This is a genomic window from Amycolatopsis sp. M39, assembly GCF_001651785.1.
Classification (GTDB): domain Bacteria; phylum Actinomycetota; class Actinomycetes; order Mycobacteriales; family Pseudonocardiaceae; genus Amycolatopsis; species Amycolatopsis rubida.
The window spans coordinates 572,365-589,249 of sequence record NZ_LWSF01000001.1; the positions used below are offsets into that span (position 1 = coordinate 572,365).

The 16,885-nt window shown below is 69.2% G+C and carries 18 protein-coding genes and 1 pseudogene; 11 read left to right on the plus strand and 8 right to left on the minus strand.

Going from position 1 to position 16,885, the window contains the following annotated elements; translation table 11 throughout:
* Positions 1 to 199 precede the first annotated feature (199 nt).
* A complete protein-coding gene (locus A4R44_RS02725; RefSeq protein WP_067576054.1) occupies positions 200 to 937 on the plus strand; it encodes a class I SAM-dependent methyltransferase in 738 nt (245 codons plus the stop codon).
* Here the strand turns inward: A4R44_RS02725 and ybaK are convergent.
* Entirely contained in the window at positions 934 to 1,413 is a 480-nt protein-coding gene (gene ybaK, locus A4R44_RS02730; RefSeq protein WP_037816530.1) for a Cys-tRNA(Pro) deacylase, read from the minus strand. The genes A4R44_RS02725 and ybaK overlap by 4 nt on opposite strands.
* A 189-nt stretch (positions 1,414 to 1,602) precedes the next feature.
* Between ybaK and A4R44_RS02735 the strand changes: the two genes are divergently transcribed.
* Together A4R44_RS02735 and rsrA are read left to right on the plus strand one after the other, a co-directional pair.
* Positions 1,603 to 2,229 (plus strand): sigma-70 family RNA polymerase sigma factor, encoded by a 627-nt coding sequence (locus A4R44_RS02735; protein ID WP_037355674.1) that lies wholly within the window; start codon positions 1,603 to 1,605, stop codon positions 2,227 to 2,229.
* Positions 2,226 to 2,549 carry a mycothiol system anti-sigma-R factor gene (gene rsrA, locus A4R44_RS02740; RefSeq protein WP_067576056.1) on the plus strand — a complete coding sequence of 108 codons (324 nt, stop codon included), beginning with the start codon at positions 2,226 to 2,228 and terminating at the stop codon, positions 2,547 to 2,549. Before A4R44_RS02735 ends, rsrA begins: the two co-directional genes overlap by 4 nt.
* A gap of 67 nt (positions 2,550 to 2,616) precedes the next feature.
* Here rsrA and A4R44_RS52150 read toward each other — a convergent pair whose 3' ends face one another.
* Entirely contained in the window at positions 2,617 to 2,691 is a 75-nt protein-coding gene (locus A4R44_RS52150) for a 50S ribosomal protein bL37 (RefSeq protein WP_098515123.1), read from the minus strand.
* 193 nt (positions 2,692 to 2,884) lie between these two features.
* On the opposite strand from A4R44_RS52150, the gene A4R44_RS02745 reads away from it, so the two are divergent.
* The 3 genes from A4R44_RS02745 (at position 2,885) to A4R44_RS49890 (ending at position 5,024) form a co-directional block, all read left to right on the plus strand.
* Entirely contained in the window at positions 2,885 to 4,405 is a 1,521-nt protein-coding gene (locus A4R44_RS02745; protein ID WP_067576058.1) for a sensor histidine kinase, read from the plus strand.
* Between the two features lie 229 nt (positions 4,406 to 4,634).
* Positions 4,635 to 4,781 carry a hypothetical protein gene (locus tag A4R44_RS49885; protein ID WP_232791472.1) on the plus strand — a complete coding sequence of 49 codons (147 nt, stop codon included), beginning with the start codon at positions 4,635 to 4,637 and terminating at the stop codon, positions 4,779 to 4,781.
* 75 nt (positions 4,782 to 4,856) lie between these two features.
* The gene (locus A4R44_RS49890) at positions 4,857 to 5,024 is read left to right on the plus strand and encodes a hypothetical protein (RefSeq protein ID WP_232791473.1); all 168 of its coding nucleotides are present in this window, start codon (positions 4,857 to 4,859) and stop codon (positions 5,022 to 5,024) included.
* Between the two features lie 356 nt (positions 5,025 to 5,380).
* On the opposite strand, the gene A4R44_RS02750 is transcribed toward A4R44_RS49890, so the two are convergent.
* Positions 5,381 to 5,635 (minus strand): WhiB family transcriptional regulator, encoded by a 255-nt coding sequence (locus A4R44_RS02750; RefSeq protein WP_009082948.1) that lies wholly within the window; start codon positions 5,633 to 5,635, stop codon positions 5,381 to 5,383.
* 271 nt (positions 5,636 to 5,906) lie between these two features.
* On the minus strand, positions 5,907 to 6,833 hold the full coding sequence (locus tag A4R44_RS02755; RefSeq protein WP_067576060.1) for a diacylglycerol kinase family protein: 927 nt from the start codon (positions 6,831 to 6,833) through the stop codon (positions 5,907 to 5,909).
* Between the two features lie 356 nt (positions 6,834 to 7,189).
* Here A4R44_RS02755 and A4R44_RS02760 point away from each other — a divergent pair, with 356 nt between their 5' ends.
* Together A4R44_RS02760 and A4R44_RS02765 are read left to right on the plus strand one after the other, a co-directional pair.
* On the plus strand, positions 7,190 to 7,672 hold the full coding sequence (locus tag A4R44_RS02760) for a hypothetical protein (protein ID WP_067576062.1): 483 nt from the start codon (positions 7,190 to 7,192) through the stop codon (positions 7,670 to 7,672).
* Positions 7,673 to 7,792: 120 nt separating this feature from the next.
* The gene (locus A4R44_RS02765; protein ID WP_067576064.1) at positions 7,793 to 9,376 is read left to right on the plus strand and encodes an alpha/beta hydrolase; all 1,584 of its coding nucleotides are present in this window, start codon (positions 7,793 to 7,795) and stop codon (positions 9,374 to 9,376) included.
* Positions 9,377 to 9,425: 49 nt separating this feature from the next.
* On the opposite strand, the gene A4R44_RS02770 is transcribed toward A4R44_RS02765, so the two are convergent.
* Positions 9,426 to 9,908: a GNAT family N-acetyltransferase gene (locus tag A4R44_RS02770; protein ID WP_067576066.1), complete on the minus strand. Its 483-nt coding sequence runs from the start codon at positions 9,906 to 9,908 to the stop codon at positions 9,426 to 9,428.
* A 1-nt stretch (position 9,909) separates the two neighbouring features.
* Positions 9,910 to 10,500: an acid phosphatase gene (locus tag A4R44_RS02775; RefSeq protein ID WP_067576068.1), complete on the minus strand. Its 591-nt coding sequence runs from the start codon at positions 10,498 to 10,500 to the stop codon at positions 9,910 to 9,912.
* Between the two features lie 86 nt (positions 10,501 to 10,586).
* Between A4R44_RS02775 and A4R44_RS02780 the strand changes: the two genes are divergently transcribed.
* Positions 10,587 to 11,063, plus strand: a complete 477-nt coding sequence (locus tag A4R44_RS02780; protein ID WP_067576070.1) for a hotdog fold domain-containing protein — start codon at positions 10,587 to 10,589, stop codon at positions 11,061 to 11,063.
* A 124-nt stretch (positions 11,064 to 11,187) separates the two neighbouring features.
* Positions 11,188 to 12,820, plus strand: a pseudogene (locus A4R44_RS02785) (GMC oxidoreductase).
* On the opposite strand, the gene A4R44_RS02790 reads toward A4R44_RS02785, so the two are convergent.
* Positions 12,817 to 13,425 (minus strand): dTDP-4-dehydrorhamnose 3,5-epimerase family protein, encoded by a 609-nt coding sequence (locus A4R44_RS02790; protein ID WP_067576072.1) that lies wholly within the window; start codon positions 13,423 to 13,425, stop codon positions 12,817 to 12,819. The pseudogene A4R44_RS02785 and the gene A4R44_RS02790 sit on opposite strands and share 4 nt — an antisense overlap.
* A 371-nt stretch (positions 13,426 to 13,796) precedes the next feature.
* Here A4R44_RS02790 and A4R44_RS02795 point away from each other — a divergent pair, with 371 nt between their 5' ends.
* A complete protein-coding gene (locus tag A4R44_RS02795) occupies positions 13,797 to 14,978 on the plus strand; it encodes an NADP-dependent malic enzyme (protein WP_067576074.1) in 1,182 nt (393 codons plus the stop codon).
* Between the two features lie 426 nt (positions 14,979 to 15,404).
* Here the strand turns inward: A4R44_RS02795 and A4R44_RS02800 are convergent, their stop codons facing one another.
* Positions 15,405 to 16,829, minus strand: coding sequence for a bis-aminopropyl spermidine synthase family protein (locus tag A4R44_RS02800; protein ID WP_067576076.1), 1,425 nt, complete (start codon positions 16,827 to 16,829; stop codon positions 15,405 to 15,407).
* Positions 16,830 to 16,885: the final 56 nt, after the last annotated feature.

Sequence of the window (16,885 nt, forward strand, 5' to 3'; positions counted from 1 at the left end):
AAGGACACCCCCGTGGCGGGCGGGGGTGCGCGCCGTCTTCTTCGGTCCGCGGCAGCGGCAGCGGCAGCGGCAGCGGCAGCGGCAGCGGCAACGGCTGCGGCAACGGCTGCGGCTGCAAGCGGCGGCAGCGGCTGCGGCAACGGCTGCGGCTGCGGCTGCAAGCGGCGGGCAATGGGTAAACCCGTGCCAGGGTGGATCCATGGCTGCCAACGCTTCCGAAGAGACCCTCGCCAACGACTACGACACTTTCGGCGAGGCCTACGCGATCGAAACCGAGCACAGTCTCATCAACGCCTATTACACCCGCCCCGCGATTCTGGACCTCGTTGGCGACGTGGCAGGCCGGAAGATCCTCGACGCGGGCTGCGGAGCCGGACCGCTTTCCGCCTCGCTGAGGGATCGCGGCGCGCGGGTGAGCGGCTTCGATTTCAGTGCCACCATGGTCGAGCTGGCCCGGAAAAGACTCGGCGAGGACGCGGACCTCCGGGTCGCCGACATCAGCCAGCCGCTGCCCTACGCCGACCAGCAGTTCGACGACGTCGTCGCGGCATTGGTGCTGCACTACCTGGAGGACTGGACCGCCCCGCTGGCCGAGCTGCGGCGGATCATCCGGCCCGGCGGGCGGCTGATCCTGGCCGTCAACCACCCGCTCCTCTACAAATTCGTCCACCCCGAGGGCAACTACTTCGCCGTCGAACGGTGGTCCGAGGAATACACCTTCAACGGGCAACAGGGCGTGCTCGCGTACTGGCACCGGCCGCTGCACGCGATGACCGACGACTTCACCCGGGCCGGTTTCCGCGTGTCGGTGATCAGCGAGCCGTACCCGGCGGCGGGCGCCCAGGAGAAGTTCCCCGAGGAGATGCAGGGCAAGGAAGCTTTCCTCTGCTTCCTGTTCTTCGTCCTCGAAGTACCCGAGGCGCCCGAAGCCGCTTAACCCGCCGCGATCCCGGCCACGACCGCGCCGGTCAGCCGGACCAGTTCGGCCGGGTCCAGTTCCACCTCTAGCCCGCGCCGGCCGCCGGAGCAGAACATCGTGGGGTGGTCCAGTGCCGAGCCGTCCAGGACCACGGGCAGGCGGCTCCGGTGGCCGAGCGGCGAGATCCCGCCGAGGACGTATCCGGTGGCCCGCTGGGCCGCGGCCGGGTCGGCCATTTTCGCCTTTTTGCCCCCGGCCGCCGCGGCGAGTGCCTTCAGGTCCAGCTGGCCGGTGACCGGCACCACGCCGACGACCAGTTTCCCGTCCACGTCCGCGACCAGCGTTTTGAACACCCGGCCGGGCTCCAGGCCCAGCGCTTCCACCGCCTCCAGGCCGAACGACTCCGCCCGGGGGTCGTGGTCGTAGGTGTGCACGGTGTGCGCCACCTTCTGCTTCTGCAGCAGCGCCGTCGCCGGAGTGCCCTTGCCCGCCATGCCGGGGAGTCTACGAAACAGCTCGGGAATGCCTGGTCGGCACTCTCTGTTGAAGACAGCGTGACCACCACGCTCGCCACCCCCCGCCCCGCAAGGAGCCGTCCCGGGACCGGCTTTCCGAATCCCCGCGTAAACTCGGTACTGCCGTATGCGCAAACGCGCATCGACGCCGAACGGGAAGGGAACGGTTTGCCGAGCACCCCCAACTCCGCGCCGGAGACGGCGGCCGACGAACTGGAGCTCGCGGAGCGCTTCGAGCGCGACGCGATGCCCCTGCTCGACCAGCTATACGCGGCCGCGATGCGGATGACCCGCAACCCCTCCGACGCCGAGGACCTGGTCCAGGAGACCTACCTGAAGGCGTACGCGGCGTTCGCGTCCTTCAAGGCGGGCACGAACCTCAAGGCGTGGATGTACCGCATCCTCACCAACACCTACATCAACGGCTACCGCAAGCGTCAGCGGCAGCCGGTGCAGCAGCCGACCGACGAGATCAGCGACTGGCAGATCGCCCGGGCGGAAAGCCACACCTCGAGCGGCCTTCGCTCGGCCGAGGTCGAGGCGATGGACAATCTCCCGGACACCGACGTCAAGGCCGCTTTGCAGAAGCTGCCTGAGGAGTTCCGGCTCGCGGTTTACCTCGCCGACGTCGAGGGCTTCGCGTACAAGGAGATCGCCGAGATCATGGACACTCCGATCGGCACCGTGATGTCCAGGCTGCACCGCGGCCGCGCCCAGCTGCGCGACCTGCTGGCCGACGTCGCGCGCGAGCGCGGCTTCATCCGGGGGAACCGCGAGGAGGTGGCGAAACGATGAGCTCGGAAGACGTGCCCGCGGAGAAGATGCCCTGCGAGGACGCGCTCGCGGAGATCTACCTGCTGCTGGACCGCGAGTGCAGTCCGGAGCGGGACGCGGAACTGCGCAGGCACATCGAGGACTGCCCGCCGTGCCTTGAGGAATACGGCATCGACGAGCAGATCAAGCACCTGCTTGCCCGCAAGTGCGGCGGCGACCTCGCCCCGGCGGAGCTGAAGAGCAGGCTGCGCGCCTCCATCCGGCAGACCGTCGCCACCCAGGGCGGCGTCACCGTGGAGCGCACCGAGATCACCGTGGAGCAGCGCACCACCAGCGACTGAGCACCACACACGACAACGGCCCCCGTACCGATCCGGTGCGGGGGCCGTGTCACGTCCGGGCGCGGACTCAGGCGTTGGGCTTCTTGCCGTGGTTGGCGCCGTTCTTCTTGCGGTCGCGACGCTTGCGGGCGCGCTTCGACATGTTCTCTCCTCGGGTGTCCGCTGCATGTCCCGGGGCGGGGTTCGACACACCGACCGGGAACGGGTCAACCGTTCCAGTGTGTCATGCGGCCCCCGCGCTCCTCGGCGGCACCCGCGCCTACGCTCTGGTTGGATGAACTCAGGAGGTGCGCAGGCATGAACGAACACACCGCATTCGAGGACGGCCGGTAGCCGTGTCGACCCTTTCCGACCTGCTCGCCGAGAACACCGGCCTCCCCGGCGAAGCGGCCGACCATCTGCAGACCGTCGTCGCGGAGTGGCAGCTGCTGGCCGACCTTTCGTTCGCCGACTTCCTGCTCTGGGTTCCGGTTTCCGCCGAACACCAGCCCGACGGCGGCGATTTCGTGTGCGTCGCGCACGCCCGGCCGACCACCGCGCCCACCGCGCATCCCGAGGACGTCGTCGGCACCCGGTTCACCGTGGACGAGCACCCGCAGCTGGCCAAGGCCATGCGCGAGGTCAAGATCTGCCGCGAGGAAGACCCGCACTGGTACCGCGACCTGCCGATGCGCCGCGAAGCGGTGCCGGTGAGCTTCGCCGGCGAGGTGGTCGCCGTACTGAGCCGCGAGACCAACCTCGCCGCGCCGCGCGTGCCGAGCCCGCTGGAGATCGCGTACCTCGGCAGCGCGGGCGACCTGTGCCAGATGATCGTGGACGGCACCTTCCCACCGGCCGGGGGCAACCAGACCGACACGCACACCAGCCCGCGCGTCGGCGACGGTCTCGTCCGGCTCGACCAAGCAGGCACCGTCGTGTTCGCCAGCCCCAACGGCCTGTCCGCCTACCATCGGATGGGCCACGAATCCGACCTCGTCGGGCAGCGGCTGGCCCCGCTCACCCGGTCGCTGATCCGCGACCCGTTCGACGCCACCGAGGTGTCGCACCGGATCATCGAGGCCCTCGACGGCAAGCCGTCCACCCGCACCGAGGCCGACTCGAAGCGGGGCGCGGTCGTGCTGTTCCGGGCGCTGCCGCTGCGCCCGGCCGGACAGCCCGCGGGCGCGTTGGTGCTGGTCCGTGACGTCACCGAGGTCAAGCGCCGCGACCGTGCGCTGATGTCGAAGGACGCCACGATCCGCGAGATCCATCACCGCGTGAAGAACAATCTGCAGACCGTCGCCGCGTTGCTGCGGCTGCAGTCGCGGCGCACCACGAGCGAGGAGGCCCGGCTGGCGCTGGGCGAATCGGTGCGGCGGGTGTCGTCGATCGCGATGGTGCACGAGGCGCTGTCGATCTCCGTCGACGAGCGCGTGGACCTGGACAAACTGCTCGACAACGTGCTCCCAATGGTCGGCGAGGTCGCCACCGCGGAATCGCAGGTCGGGCTCACCCGCAAGGGCTCGTTCGGCGTGGTCGTGGCCGAGATCGCGACGCCGCTGGTGATGGTGCTGGCCGAACTCGTGCAGAACGCGATCGAGCACGCGTTCCCGCAGGGGCGGCCGGGCAAGGTCGAGCTGATCGTGGAGCGGTCGGCGCGCTGGCTGGACATCCTGATCCGCGACAACGGCCGGGGCCTGCCGTCCGGGTTCTCGCTGGAGCGCAGCGACGGGCTCGGGCTGCAGATCGTGCGGACGCTGGTGGAATCGGAGCTGCGCGGGTCGCTTTCGCTGCGCCAGGTCCGGACCGACGAGGCGGGCAACCGGGTGCCAGGCACCGAAGCGGCGCTGCGGATCCCGTTGTCCCGGCGGCTCTAGGAAATCCGGCGACAGCCTGCCCTCAAGCGGCGGCCGATCTGCTCAACGCCATCGAAACGGCCGACGTCATCGGCGCAAACTACACCGCCGATGCAGCTCTTCAAGGCCTGATCGCCGCGTTCGACGGCGCCGGACAAGCGCCATCGACATCCACCAGGCCGAGCACATCGCCGGGGCGAAAGAACTCTTTGTCGCACAAGGATTTTCGCCCGCCCGCTACTTCCAGCGCATGGAACATCCATTCGGGACGTCCGGCGAGGAGTCCATCCCGGACGGATTCCAGGTCGAACAGTGGACCCAGGACCTTGACGAGGAGTTCCGGCTCGTGCGCAACGAGTCCTTTCCGGGCCACTGGGGCGCGACCCCGGACGCGTGACAGAACAAGTTCGTCAACCACACCCTTCAGCCGGAGAACAGTTTTCTGCTGCGGGACAAGACAACCGGTGCTCCGGTGAGTCTCGTGCTGACCCTGTCCTGGGTGGCCGACACCGAGGCGACCGGCATTCGCGACGCGCACATCGGCACCATTCCCGGCTACCGGAACCGCGGACTTGCCAGCGCGGGCATCGCTGCGGGCCGCCGCCGCGAACGGGTACGACCAAGCCAGCCTCACCGTTGATGCGGCGAGCGCTGCTGGGGCTTCCGGGGTTTTCGAGCGCGCCGGGTTCGCGGCGAAGACGCGGTACGTGCGCTGGGCACGAGAGGCCTGAGGCGGCCGCCTCGGACCCCAGACGCGTTGAAGGGCCGGTACCAGTGAAGCTCGGCGGTACCGGCCCGTTCAACGTTCCGCGGGAGGACTGGGATAGTCCTTGGCGAGGCGGCACCCGGATGCGGGGTGGCCGACCTCGGTTGTTACGCTCGAACCGGGTATATGTCGCCATGTGCGGCACGGGCACGCGAATGCCCGCCGGGCGAAAGTCCGGTCCGAAGTGGTGGTGCTTGCGATTCTGGGTGCTGCAGCTGAGTCGAAAAGACTCAGGCGGTGGTACGCGTGCCGATGTGCGTACGGCGGCGCTTGAGCGCGCGTCGCTCGTCTTCGCTCATTCCGCCCCAGACGCCTGCGTCCTGGCCGCTGGCCAGAGCCCAGGCCAGGCAGTCAGACGCTGCGGGGCAGCGGTGGCACACGGCCTTCGCCTCGGAGACCTGCAACAGAGCCGGACCGCTGGTTCCCACCGGGAAGAACAGCTCGGGGTCCTCGTCTCGGCAGGCCGCGTCGTGGCGCCAGTCCATGTTCGTGAGCTCCTTCACAGTGACGCGGGAGGGCCGCGCCACAGTAGTGGCGGTCGTGTTTTTGGGTGCTTGTGAATGCTTTCACGAAGCACCGCGTTCGACAAGGGTTTCGACAAGATCGGTGAGTCAGCTCACCCGGCCGAGCTATGCCTCTGACCTGCGGTTTCGTTCTGAAAAGCTCCGCTCGCCGGAAGGCCGGTGCGGTGAACGGAGGGTTTGCGTCGCCGAGCGGCAGAACGCACTTTGCCGCAGGCGATCAGCGTTCACTTCGTCATCCGACTACGGTGAGTGCATCCGGGACGCTCTGAAACTCGACTCGGGTGCGTTGCCCGACCAGGTCCCCGTCGACCTGGAAGTTGACCGGTTCAGCTGCGTCGATGCGGATCAGTGGCACATCGTCGCGGCGGAGCAGCCGGCGGCCGCGCTGATCGCTCTCCGTGAGCAGAGCTTGCCGTACATGCGTGAACACGGTGGGCAATCGCAGACCGTTCAACGCGAACAGGCCCAATCCGGTCTCGAACGAGCAGCCGGAGTTGAGATGGACCGGACGTTCCCCGAGGTAAGTCCACGGATCGGTGTTGGACACGAACGCGGTCACCGCCTCGGCCGGTTCCTCGCCCGGGATCCGGACGGTCAGCGCCGGGCGCCCGAGCGGCGGACGGAAGTAGGAGCGCACCGCGGCCCGCAGGTAAAGGCTCGCGCTGGTTTGCTTGCCGCGTCGTTTCGCGACGCGGCCGACGACGTCGGCGTCCCAGCCGAGGCCCGCGTTGAAGGTGAACCAGTGCCCGTCGGCCAGCCCGAGGCCGATCCGCCTGCTCCGTTCGGTTTCCAGCGCGGTGAGCAGTTGGTGGGTCGCCTCGACCGGATCGGCGGGAAGGCCGACCGCGCGGGCGAACACGTTGGCCGAGCCGCCCGGCACGACGCCGAGCATCGGCACCGACCCGGAGCGTCCGGGAGCGCCCGCGGAATCGGCGAGGAGGCCGTTGACGACCTCGTTGACCGTGCCGTCGCCGCCGTGCGCCACGACCAGGTCGAAACCGTCGCGGGCCGCCGAACGGGCCACCGCGAGCGCGTGCCCGCGGTAGTCGGTTTCGACGACGTCGAGCTTCACCTGGCTGGCCAGCGCGTGCGCCAGCACGTCCCGGCCACCCGCGGTGGTCGAGGTGGCCTGGGGGTTCACGACGAGGATGGCGCGCACTACCGCAGGGTAGGTGCTTTCCGCCCGGCGGACGTACCTTCAGCGCCACATGGTGACGCGAAGCTCAGCCGCTCGCGCACGCCGTCCCGGCTCGGTGACCTGTGGCGACCCTGTGGCGGGCGGTCCTCCTCTGCAGACGGCGAAAACTCCGCGCGTCGTGACAAGTGCACCCGGGCCGACCGCCCGCTCATCGACGACTACCCCGATTTTCTCCGCGGCCGCCGCCCCGGAAAACGGCCGACCGGGTGGCATACGATCAGTAGTGCTCACGCACGGTGACTCGCGCTGGTCGGGTGGCTGTGCCCCGGCGAAGCTCCCCGCAAAGTTCCCGCACAGCAGCTGAAAGGGCCGCGCCCGTGTCGCATCCCGAGAACCCGCCGCCCACCCCGTTCGAGGTCCGTCTCGCCGGCGTCCTGACCGGGCTGCCCGGCCTGGGCCTGCTGGTCTTCGGCGTGGTGCTGCTGGTGCACGGGCTGCGGAACCCGCCGATGCCCGGCAACAACGTGTGGGCCGAGTTCGGCACCTACGCGGTGCTGGCGCTGGTCTTCCTCGCCGCCTCGGTCGGACTGCTGCTCGGCCAGACGTGGGCGCGTTCGCCCGGCGTCGTCGTGGCGCTGCTGCTGATCGGGATCGGCTGGTACCTGCTCGGGCCGTCCGGGCAGCCGCTGTGGGGCGTGCCGATCGGGCTGTGCGGGCTGGCGGCGCTGGTGCTGCTGTTCCGTCGTCCGTCGCGGGCGTGGGCGCTCGGAATGCACGACGACGAGACCGAGGAAGAGGCGGCCGAGCGCGGCGGTCTCGCGGGACGGCGTGCCGAGCGGGAGCGGCGCGAACAAGACTGAGCGACAGTGACGTCACGTCATAGCGGACAGGTGACGCGACGGCACTGGCAGCGGCACCCCTCAGCCGATGGAATCGGGACTGCGCAACCGAATTCACCCGAATTCCGAAGAGGGGAACCCATGCGGAGACTGCGTATCGTCGTGACCAGCACGGCGGTGGTGTGCGGGCTGCTCGCCGGGGTACTGCCGGCCGCGGCGGGCAGCGCCACAATCCCGGCCCGCTACACCGGGCAGGCGCTGGACTGGCACGCCTGCGCGCCGGACGAGCTGGCCGACCTGCCACCGGGCACCGATATCTCGGGGCTCGAATGCTCCGCCTATCGCACGCCCCGGGACTGGGATCGTCCGGACGACGGGCAGTACCTGACCATCGCGATCAGCAGGCTCAAATCCACCGGAGCCACGACGGCGTCGGTGCTCACCAACCCGGGCGGTCCCGGCGGTCCTGGCCGCTGGTTCCCGGTCGAACTGCGCGGCCAGGGCAAACTGCGCGAGCACCAGGAGATCATCGGCATCGACACCCGCGGCACCGGCCGCAGCACCAATGTCACCTGCGGCGGCGCGGCCAGTACTGGCGCCGATCTCGACCCGCGCGACCGCGATCCGCGCAATCTGAACCAGATCGTCGACGCGGTCCGGTACGTCGCGACCGCCTGCCACCAGACCGCGGGCGAACTGGGGGAGCTGATCAGCACCTTCCAGAACGTCCGGGACCTGGACCTGCTGCGCACCCTGCTCGGCCGCGACCGGATCAACTGGATCGGATACTCGGCGGGCACCTGGCTCGGCGCGCACTACGCCCAGCAGTTCCCGCAGCACACCGGCCGGTTCGTGCTCGATTCCTCGACCCAGTTCACCGGTACCTGGCAGCAGTCGTTCGACTTCCAGCCGGCGGGCTACGAACGCCGCTGGCGCCAGGATTTCCTGCCCTGGCTGGCTCGCTACGACGCCAAGTACCATTTCGGCGGCCGCGGCGAGGCGGCCCGGCAAACCTACGAAAGCGTCCGGTACGCGCTGACCCGCGAGCCGGTCGAGGTGAACGGCACGAAGTTCGGCGCGGTCGCGCTGGACTCCTTCATCGTCGGCGCGCTCAAGGCCAAGAGCCAGTTCCCGACGATCGCCGCCGTGCTGGTCCAGGTCAAAACGCTGACCGACGCGCGGGCTTCGGCGCAGGCCAAGGGCGACGCTCGCGCGGCGCTCGGCAAGACGTTGTCGGGAGCGAAGAAAGCCGGTCCGATGGACCTTGCGGTTCAGGCCGGTGCTGATGACGCGATGGTGTCGACGTTGATCACGACCCTGTGCAACGACGGGCCGTGGACGGGCAGTCGGCAGTCGCTGATCCGCCGGTCGCAGGAGTATCTCGACCGGGGCGTGACCCTGCACAGTTCGCTGTGGATGGGGCTTCAGGTCTGCGCCTTCTGGCCGGGGCAGCCGCGGCCGATGCCGGTGCTGAACGGCAAAGGCGTGCCGCCGGTGGTGATCGTGCAGTCCGAGCACGATCCGGCCACGCCGATCGAGGGTGCGCGGAAGGCCCGTGCTGAGTTTCAGAACTCGCGGTTGCTGACTGTTGCCGGGGAAGGCGACCACGGGATCTACGGCATCGGCGGAAACAAGGCGGTGGACAAGGTGGTCGACGAGTATCTGGTCGACGGGGTGGTGCCGGCGGACCAGAGTCTGCGGGGGCTGCCGTTGCCGACGCCGTGAGGGACTCGTGAGTGCTGATCACGGTTCTGACCGTGATCAGCACTCACGACTACGCCTCCTTGGCCAACCCCCGCAACGCCTCGTCCGTCAGCCGATACACCGACCACTCGTCCTGCGGCCGTGCTCCCAGCGCCCGGTAGAACCCGACCGCCGGGTTCCAGTTCAGCACCGACCACTCCAGCCGGTGGTAGCCCTTGTCGACGCATTCCGCGGCCAGTGTCGCCAGCAGCACCTTGCCGAGGCCCGAACCGCGCTGTTCCTCGCGCACGTACAGGTCTTCCAGGTAGATCCCGTGCGTGCCGCGCCAGGTGGAGAAGTTCAAGAACCACAAGGTGAATCCGGCGATCTCGCCGTCCACCTCGGCCACGTGGCCGAACAACGCCGGGGCCTCGCCGAACAGCGCGCCGTGCAACTGCTCGGAGGTGAGATGGCATTCCTGCGGGGCGCGTTCGTATTCGGCCAGTGCGTAGACGAGTTCCACGACGGCGTCGACGTCTTCCGGCCGGATCCGCCGTACGCGGGGGTCGGTCACTTCATCCCTCCAACGCGGGCAGCAGGTTCAGGTGCTCGATCTGCGGTTCGCCGCGCTCGTCGCCGAGCACCGCGAGACCGGCCGGGTCCAGTCCGAAGTGGACACCCGAGGTGCCGGGAAGGCCGAGCCAGCGCGCGACGAGCACGCGGCTGAAGTGCCCGTGCCCGACCAGGACGACGTCGCCGTTCTCGATTTCGCGCCGGGCGCGGTCGAGTACCTTGTCCGCGCGGGCCTGCACGTCGTCGGCGCTTTCGCCGCCGGGGACGGGGTGGGTCCAGACTGTCCAGTCCGGAACCGTCTCGCGGATCGTCGGCGTGGTGACGCCTTCGTAGTCGCCGTAGTCCCATTCGGCGAGGTCGTCGGTGACCTCGTCCACGCGCAGGCCGGCGAGTTCCGCCGTGCGCAGCGCGCGGCCGCGAGGGCTGGAGAGCACCAGCCCGGGCCCGCCGAGCAGGGTCCGCAGGGTGCCGCCCGCCGCGCGCGCCTGGTCCTCGCCCGCCGGGGTCAGCGGGATGTCGGTGCGTCCGGTGTGCTTGCCGTTCGACGACCATTCGGTCTGGCCGTGCCGGAGAAGAAAGAGCCGATGTGCCACGCGGCCGAATATAGCCGGGGCGGGTTTGCCCGGCAGGTTCGTCGTGTGCTTCGCTACTGGAGAGTAACTTCACTTCGGGAGGACTGATGGGTACGCCGTCGACGTACGGGCTGTGGCGCAAGCTGGCCGCCAAACCGGGCGGCAAGCAGCTGTTTTCCGCCGCGATGTGCCTGCGTGTGCCCTACTTCGGCACCGTGCTGCCCACCATCCGGGAGATCCGTCCCGGCCACTGTTCGGTGACCGCGCCGAAGTGGTGGGGTGTCCACAACCACATCCGGACCTTCCACGCGATCGCCGCCTGCAACCTCGCCGAGATCGCGATGGGGATGCTGGCCGAGGCCACCGTCCCGGCCACGCACCGGTGGCTGCCCAAGGGGATGGAAGTGAGTTACGTCGCGAAAGCCGGAACGGGGCTCCGGGCGATCGCCGCATTGCCGGAACTTCCCGAGTTCGGTCCCGAGGGATTCGATCTTCCGGTTCCGGTGCGGATCGTCGACGCCCGCGGGACCGAGGTCGTCACCGCGACGATCACGGTGTGGGTCACGCCCCGGAAAGCCGCCTGACCGGCGAAACCTGTCCGTCCCGTTACCCCGGCCGAGTGAAACTTAACACCGTTTACTGGGCAAATGCGAATAGCGTTCGTTTTAGCCTTGCCAGGGTGCGCGGGACCACGTCAGCATGCCGGGCATGGCCTCCCTCAACCGTCGCCGATTTCTCGGCCTCGCCGCGCTGAACTCCGCCGCGGCCCTCGGACTGACCAGCATTTCGGCGACGACCGCGCGTGCCGCGACCGTTGCACCGCTGCCGGACTATTCGCCCGCGGTGGTGATCGGCACCGGGTACGGCGCGGCGGTCACCGCGCTGCGGCTCGGCGAGGCGGGCGTGCCCACGGTGATGCTCGAAATGGGCCAGCTGTGGAACGAACCGGGCCCGGACGGCAAGGTCTTCTGCGACATGCTGAAGCCGGACCGGCGGTCGATGTGGTTCAAGAAGCGCACTGAAGCGCCGCTCGCGTCCTTCCTGTGGCTGGATATCGCGAACCACGACATCGATCCGTACGCCGGGGTGCTGGACCGGGTGAACTACGGCGGGATGTCGGTGTACGTCGGGCGCGGCGTCGGCGGCGGGTCGCTGGTGAACGGCGCGATGGCGGTGCAGCCGAAGCGTTCGTACTTCGAGGAAATCCTGCCGCGGGTGGACGCCGACGAGATGTATGGCAAGTACTATCCGCGCGCCAACGCTGGTCTCGGCGTGAACCACATCGACGAGGACTGGTTCGAGACCTGCAAGTCCTACCAGTTCGCGCGCGTTTCCCGGAAAGCCGCGCGGAAAACCGGGCTGAAGACGACGTTCGTACCGAGCGTCTACGACTTCGAGTACCTGAAGAAGGAAGAGGCCGGCACAGTCGAACGCTCGGCGCTGGCTTCCGAGGTCATTTATGGCAACAACCACGGCAAACGCTCGCTGGACAAGACGTATCTCGCCGCCGCGCTCGGCACCGGGCACGTGACCATCCAGACGCTGCACGAAGTCCGCGAGATCATCCAGCAGCAGGACGGCACGTACACGCTCGTAGTACGCGAGTCCGACGCGCTCGGCAACGTGCTCGCCACCAAACACCTGTCCACGAAGTACCTGTTCCTCGGCGCGGGCAGCCTCGGCTCGACCGAACTGCTGGTGCGCGCCCGCGACACCGGACGGCTGCCGCGGCTGTCCGAGGCCGTCGGCCAGGGCTGGGGCACCAACGGCAACGTGATGCTCGGCCGCGCCAACCACGTGTGGGACACGACCGGCAGCCTGGAATCGGGAATGCCCGCGCTCGGCATCGACGACTGGGACAACCCGGCGCATCCGGTGTTCGCCGAGATCGCGCCGGTGCCCGCCGGACTCGAAACGTGGGCCAGCCTGTACCTGGCGATCACCAAGAACCCCGAACGCGGCCACTTCACCTATGACGCCGTCAGCGATTCGGCGAAACTGCAGTGGACGCCGGAGCAGGGGCAGCCGTCGATCGACGCGGCGAAATCGCTGTTCGACCGGATCAACAAGGCGAACTCCACGATCTACCGCTACGACCTCTTNCGACCTCTTCGGCGACACGCGGGCGTTCGAGAACCGCTTCACCTACCACCCGCTCGGCGGATTGGTGCTCGGCGACGCGACCGACGACTACGGGCGCGTGAAGGGGTACCGGAACCTGTACGTGACGGACGGTTCGCTGATTCCGGGCAGCACCGGCGTGAACCCGTTCGTGACGATCACCGCGCTGGCCGAGCGCAATATCGAACGGGTCATCGCCGAGGACGGCGTGCGCGCCTAGCGGTGCGCTGACCGCAGCTTTTCGTAGTACGCCGCGCAATCCGCGTATGTCGGCAGCAGGCCCTGGCCGAGCGCTTCGGCCAGGGTCGGCGCCGCTTCGTCCTTTTCGGACACAATGGGCGTCAGATCCGCCGGCCAGGGAAGGTCCAGTGCCGGGTCGAGCGGGCTGATGCCGTGCTCGCGCGCCGGGTTGTACGGCTCCGAGCAGAGATACGCCATCACGGTGTTGTCTTCCAGCGCGATGAAGGCGTGCCCGATGCCTTCCGCCACGTAGACCGCGCGGAACTCGGCCGCATCGAGCCGCACCGAATCCCATTCGCCGAACGTCGGCGAGCCGACGCGCAGGTCCACCACCACGTCCAGCAACGAGCCGATCGGGCAGTAGACGTATTTCGCCTGTCCGGGCGGGGTGTCGGCGAAGTGCACGCCGCGGATCGAGCCCGCGCGGGAAACGCTGTGGTTCGTCTGCGCGACCCGCAGCGGATGTCCGGCGGCGCGGACGATCGCTTCCTCCTGGAACGGCGCGACGAACAACCCGCGTTCGTCGGGGAAGACACGCGGGACGAACTCGAAAGCGCCGGAGACCTTGAGCGGGCGGAAGTCCATGCCCGCCACCCTATCGAGTGCGAATTGCGGCCCCGGAACGGAACTGCTTCCGAAACCGGACGGACGTCTTGGGAATAGCGAATCTGTGACATGAGCCGCACCGAGGGGTCGGGTGCGACCGGGGGCCTGTCATGATTGACGAACCGCAGCGTCGGCGGCCATCGCCACACCCCACGGATCGGATGGCCGTGCAGACGCCTCGCCGACAGGCCGGCGCTACCGCGCTGGGCTGCCGTCCGGAGGACGAGTTCCCACACGCGACGGGCGTGTTCGCCCGTCGACCAGGTGGTCCCCCGCTCGCAGTCCCAGGAGTACGTTCGATGACCCAGACCCATCCGCCCGCTTCCGTCATTTCCACGACAGGAACCCCGATGACCGACCAGGCCAGCACCGTCGAGGCCGTGACCGACGCCGAGATCTTCACCGGGCACGAGGGCGGCAAGCTCTCCGTGGCGGCGACCCGGCCGATCTCCGACCCGCGCGACCTCTCGATCGCCTACACGCCCGGCGTGGCGAAGGTGAGCCGCGCGATCGCCGAGGACGCGGCCAAGGCGAAGCGGTACACCTGGGCGGACCGGCTCGTGGCAGTGGTCAGCGACGGCACCGCGGTGCTCGGCCTCGGGGACATCGGCGCGAGCGCGTCGCTGCCGGTCATGGAGGGGAAGTCGGTCCTCTTCAAGACCTTCGGCGGGCTGGACTCGATCCCGCTGGTGCTCGACACCACCGACGTCGACGAGATCGTCGAGACCCTGGTGCGGCTGCGCCCGTCGTTCGGCGCGGTCAACCTGGAGGACATTTCCGCGCCGCGCTGCTTCGAGCTGGAGGACAAGCTCAAGGAGGCGCTGGACTGCCCGGTCATGCACGACGACCAGCACGGCACCGCGATCGTCACCCTCGCCGCCCTGCGCGGCGCGAACCTGGTGCTCGACCGTGACATCGCCGGTGAGCGGGTCGTGGTCTCCGGGGCGGGCGCGGCTGGGGTGGCCTGCGCGAAGATCCTGCTCGCGGCCGGGGTCGCGGACGTGACGGTGCTCGACTCGCGCGGCATCGTGCACGCCGGGCGCGAGGACCTGAACCCGATCAAGCGGCAGCTGGTGGCGACCACGAACAAGGCCGGGCTCACCGGCGGTCTCGCCGAGGCGCTGCGCGGGGCGGACGTCTTCCTCGGGCTGTCCGGGGCGACGATCGACCCGGCGCTGCTGTCGACGATGGCGGACGACTCGATCGTGTTCGCGCTGTCCAATCCGGACCCGGAGGTGCACCCGGCGGTCGCCGCACAGCACGCGGCGATTGTCGCGACCGGGCGGAGCGACTTCCCGAACCAGATCAACAACGTGCTGGCGTTCCCCGGGGTGTTCCGCGGGGCGCTCGACGCCGGGGCGCGGGCGATCACGGAGAACATGAAGCTGGCTGCCGCGGAGGCGATCGTGGCGGTGGCTTCGGATGATCTCGGGCCGGATCGGATCGTGCCCAGCCCGTTGGACCCGAGGGTCGCGCCCGAGGTGGCGGCCGCGGTGGCCAAGGCGGCTGAGCAGGACGGCGTGACTGGCTGAGTGTTCTTGGGAAGGGCTCTCCGGCTTTGGTTGCCGGGGAGCCTTTCTTGCTGGAGTGGTGTGGCCTGGTGGTCCGTTTTTCGTTCGGGTGTTGACCGCTCCGGCGACGGCCGCCGAGATCGGGCAGCTGGGGTTGCTTCGGCGGCGGCTCGTCGCCTGGCGGCGACCTTGCGCCCGGTCGTGTTGGGGCACCCCGAAGCCCATTGTGATGACAGTCTGCGGGGGCTTGTCAAGGCGGGAAAGATGCCTTGACAAGCCCCCGCAGACTGCATTTCCGGCTTCGTATCGGGGTGCGGGGGTGGTGTGGGTGCCTGGTTTCGTGGGTGCATCACGGGCGGCGGGCGGCGGGTCGTGAGGGGGTCCCTGACGGACTCTGATTCCCTCAGGGTTCCCTCACGACCATGCGCCGGGAGCGCTGCGCGCGGATCAGCCGGGGAGCAGCTCCGCCAGCCGGTGTCGTGGGACGTCCACCAGGCGCAGGTCGGCCAGGTCTTCCGGGACGTTCAGCGCGGCATTGGCCAATCGGGCGTGGGCGCGGGTGAGCAGTTCGGAGGGACGGTCGACCAGGTCGGCGGCGACGATGGCGTGGCGGTTGTCGGGGGTGCTGCGCAGCAGGCGAAGGCGGTACTTGTCCGCCACCAGCGTGGTGAGCGCGGCCTGGGCGGCTGCGTCCGCGAGGTCGGGGTGGTTGTTCGGCAGCAGCAGTGCCAGGCGCCGGGCGTTCGTGCCCAGCAGGGTGCGCAGGAGCCAGGGGCCGGGGTCGGCGGAGAGGTCCATGGCGACGGCATCGCCTTCGGGACCGGACGTGGCCCAGCCGACGGGGCGGGTTTCCAGGGCCAGGCCGCCTTCGGAGGCGATTTCCCGGGCGGCGGCCAGGAGGCCCGGTTTGGTGCCGGCTGATTCGACTGATTGCGGGCCGTGCGTGTAGATGGCGGAGCTTCCCTTGCGGGCGAACGATTTCTTCGCTTTCGCGGTTGGTTGGCAGACATACAAGTCCGCCGCGCTGCCGATTGCTTGGGCGCCGGTGTAGCGGTTGAAGTCCGGGAGGATTGCTTCGAAGGTCAGGCCAAGGGTGGCGAGGGAGCGCTGCACCTGCGCGCCTAGGGCGGGGTGGCGTGGGCTGTAGCCGTAGGCCAGAAGGATTCGGCCTTCGGTGGGTTCGCGCAAAGCTTGCACCGCGCGGGCGGCGAAGAGGCCCATGCCTTCCGGCGTGTAGGGCGGGTCGCTGAAGACCAGGTCTGCCTTGCCGGTCAGGGCCGGGGGCAGGCCGACGCGCAGGTCGGCGTGTGCGGTGAAGATGGTGCGTTCGCCGGTTGTGTCCAGGTAGGACAGGACGCGTTCGTCCAGGTCCACTACGGACAGTTCGGCTTCCGGGCACACCGCGCGCACGGCTAGCGACGTCAGGTCGTGGTCGCCGAGGAAGAGCACCTTGCCGCGGCGGAGGTCGTAGCGAGAGTTCAGCCACAACGCGCGGCGCAGCACGGTCTCCGGGGTCGCTTGCACGTGGTCCAGGGCGGCGAGCGGGGGCGGGACGGCGGCGATTCGTTCGGCCAGCATGGTGAGCAAGGCCGGTTGGGCGGCGACTGCTGCTTCGAGCGGGTCGGGCAGGGACGGCAAGGAGTACGGCGTGTAGGCGGCGCGTGCGTGCGGGGCGATGCGGACGCCGGCGGCGGAGCGTTCCAAGTCCGGTTCCAGCGCCGCGAGAAGGTCCTCGATGCTTCGGCGTGGGGCGGCGGTGAGCCGCACTAGGTCGGCCAACTCGTACGAGCCGCTGCGCAGCAGGGCGAGCACTTCGTAGAGCGGGCGGACGGCGGCGCCGTGTGCGGCGAGGGCGTCGTCTAGGGCGGTCACGGGGTCCGAGGGTAGTCGGCCACGCTGCGGGACAGGCTGCCAAGGCCGCGCGAGTG

Excerpts from the sequence above, each read along its gene's own strand:
- A4R44_RS02725 (WP_067576054.1), top strand. The coding sequence starts at position 200 with ATGGCTGCCAACGCTTCCGAAGAGACCCTCGCCAACGACTACGACACT.
- ybaK (WP_037816530.1), bottom strand. The coding sequence starts at position 1,413 with ATGGCGGGCAAGGGCACTCCGGCGACGGCGCTGCTGCAGAAGCAGAAG.
- rsrA (WP_067576056.1), top strand. The coding sequence starts at position 2,226 with ATGAGCTCGGAAGACGTGCCCGCGGAGAAGATGCCCTGCGAGGACGCG.
- A4R44_RS49885 (WP_232791472.1), top strand. The coding sequence starts at position 4,635 with ATGGAACATCCATTCGGGACGTCCGGCGAGGAGTCCATCCCGGACGGA.
- A4R44_RS02750 (WP_009082948.1), bottom strand. The coding sequence starts at position 5,635 with ATGGACTGGCGCCACGACGCGGCCTGCCGAGACGAGGACCCCGAGCTG.
- A4R44_RS02765 (WP_067576064.1), top strand. The coding sequence starts at position 7,793 with ATGCGGAGACTGCGTATCGTCGTGACCAGCACGGCGGTGGTGTGCGGG.
- A4R44_RS02780 (WP_067576070.1), top strand. The coding sequence starts at position 10,587 with ATGGGTACGCCGTCGACGTACGGGCTGTGGCGCAAGCTGGCCGCCAAA.
- A4R44_RS02790 (WP_067576072.1), bottom strand. The coding sequence starts at position 13,425 with ATGGACTTCCGCCCGCTCAAGGTCTCCGGCGCTTTCGAGTTCGTCCCG.
- A4R44_RS02795 (WP_067576074.1), top strand. The coding sequence starts at position 13,797 with ATGACCGACCAGGCCAGCACCGTCGAGGCCGTGACCGACGCCGAGATC.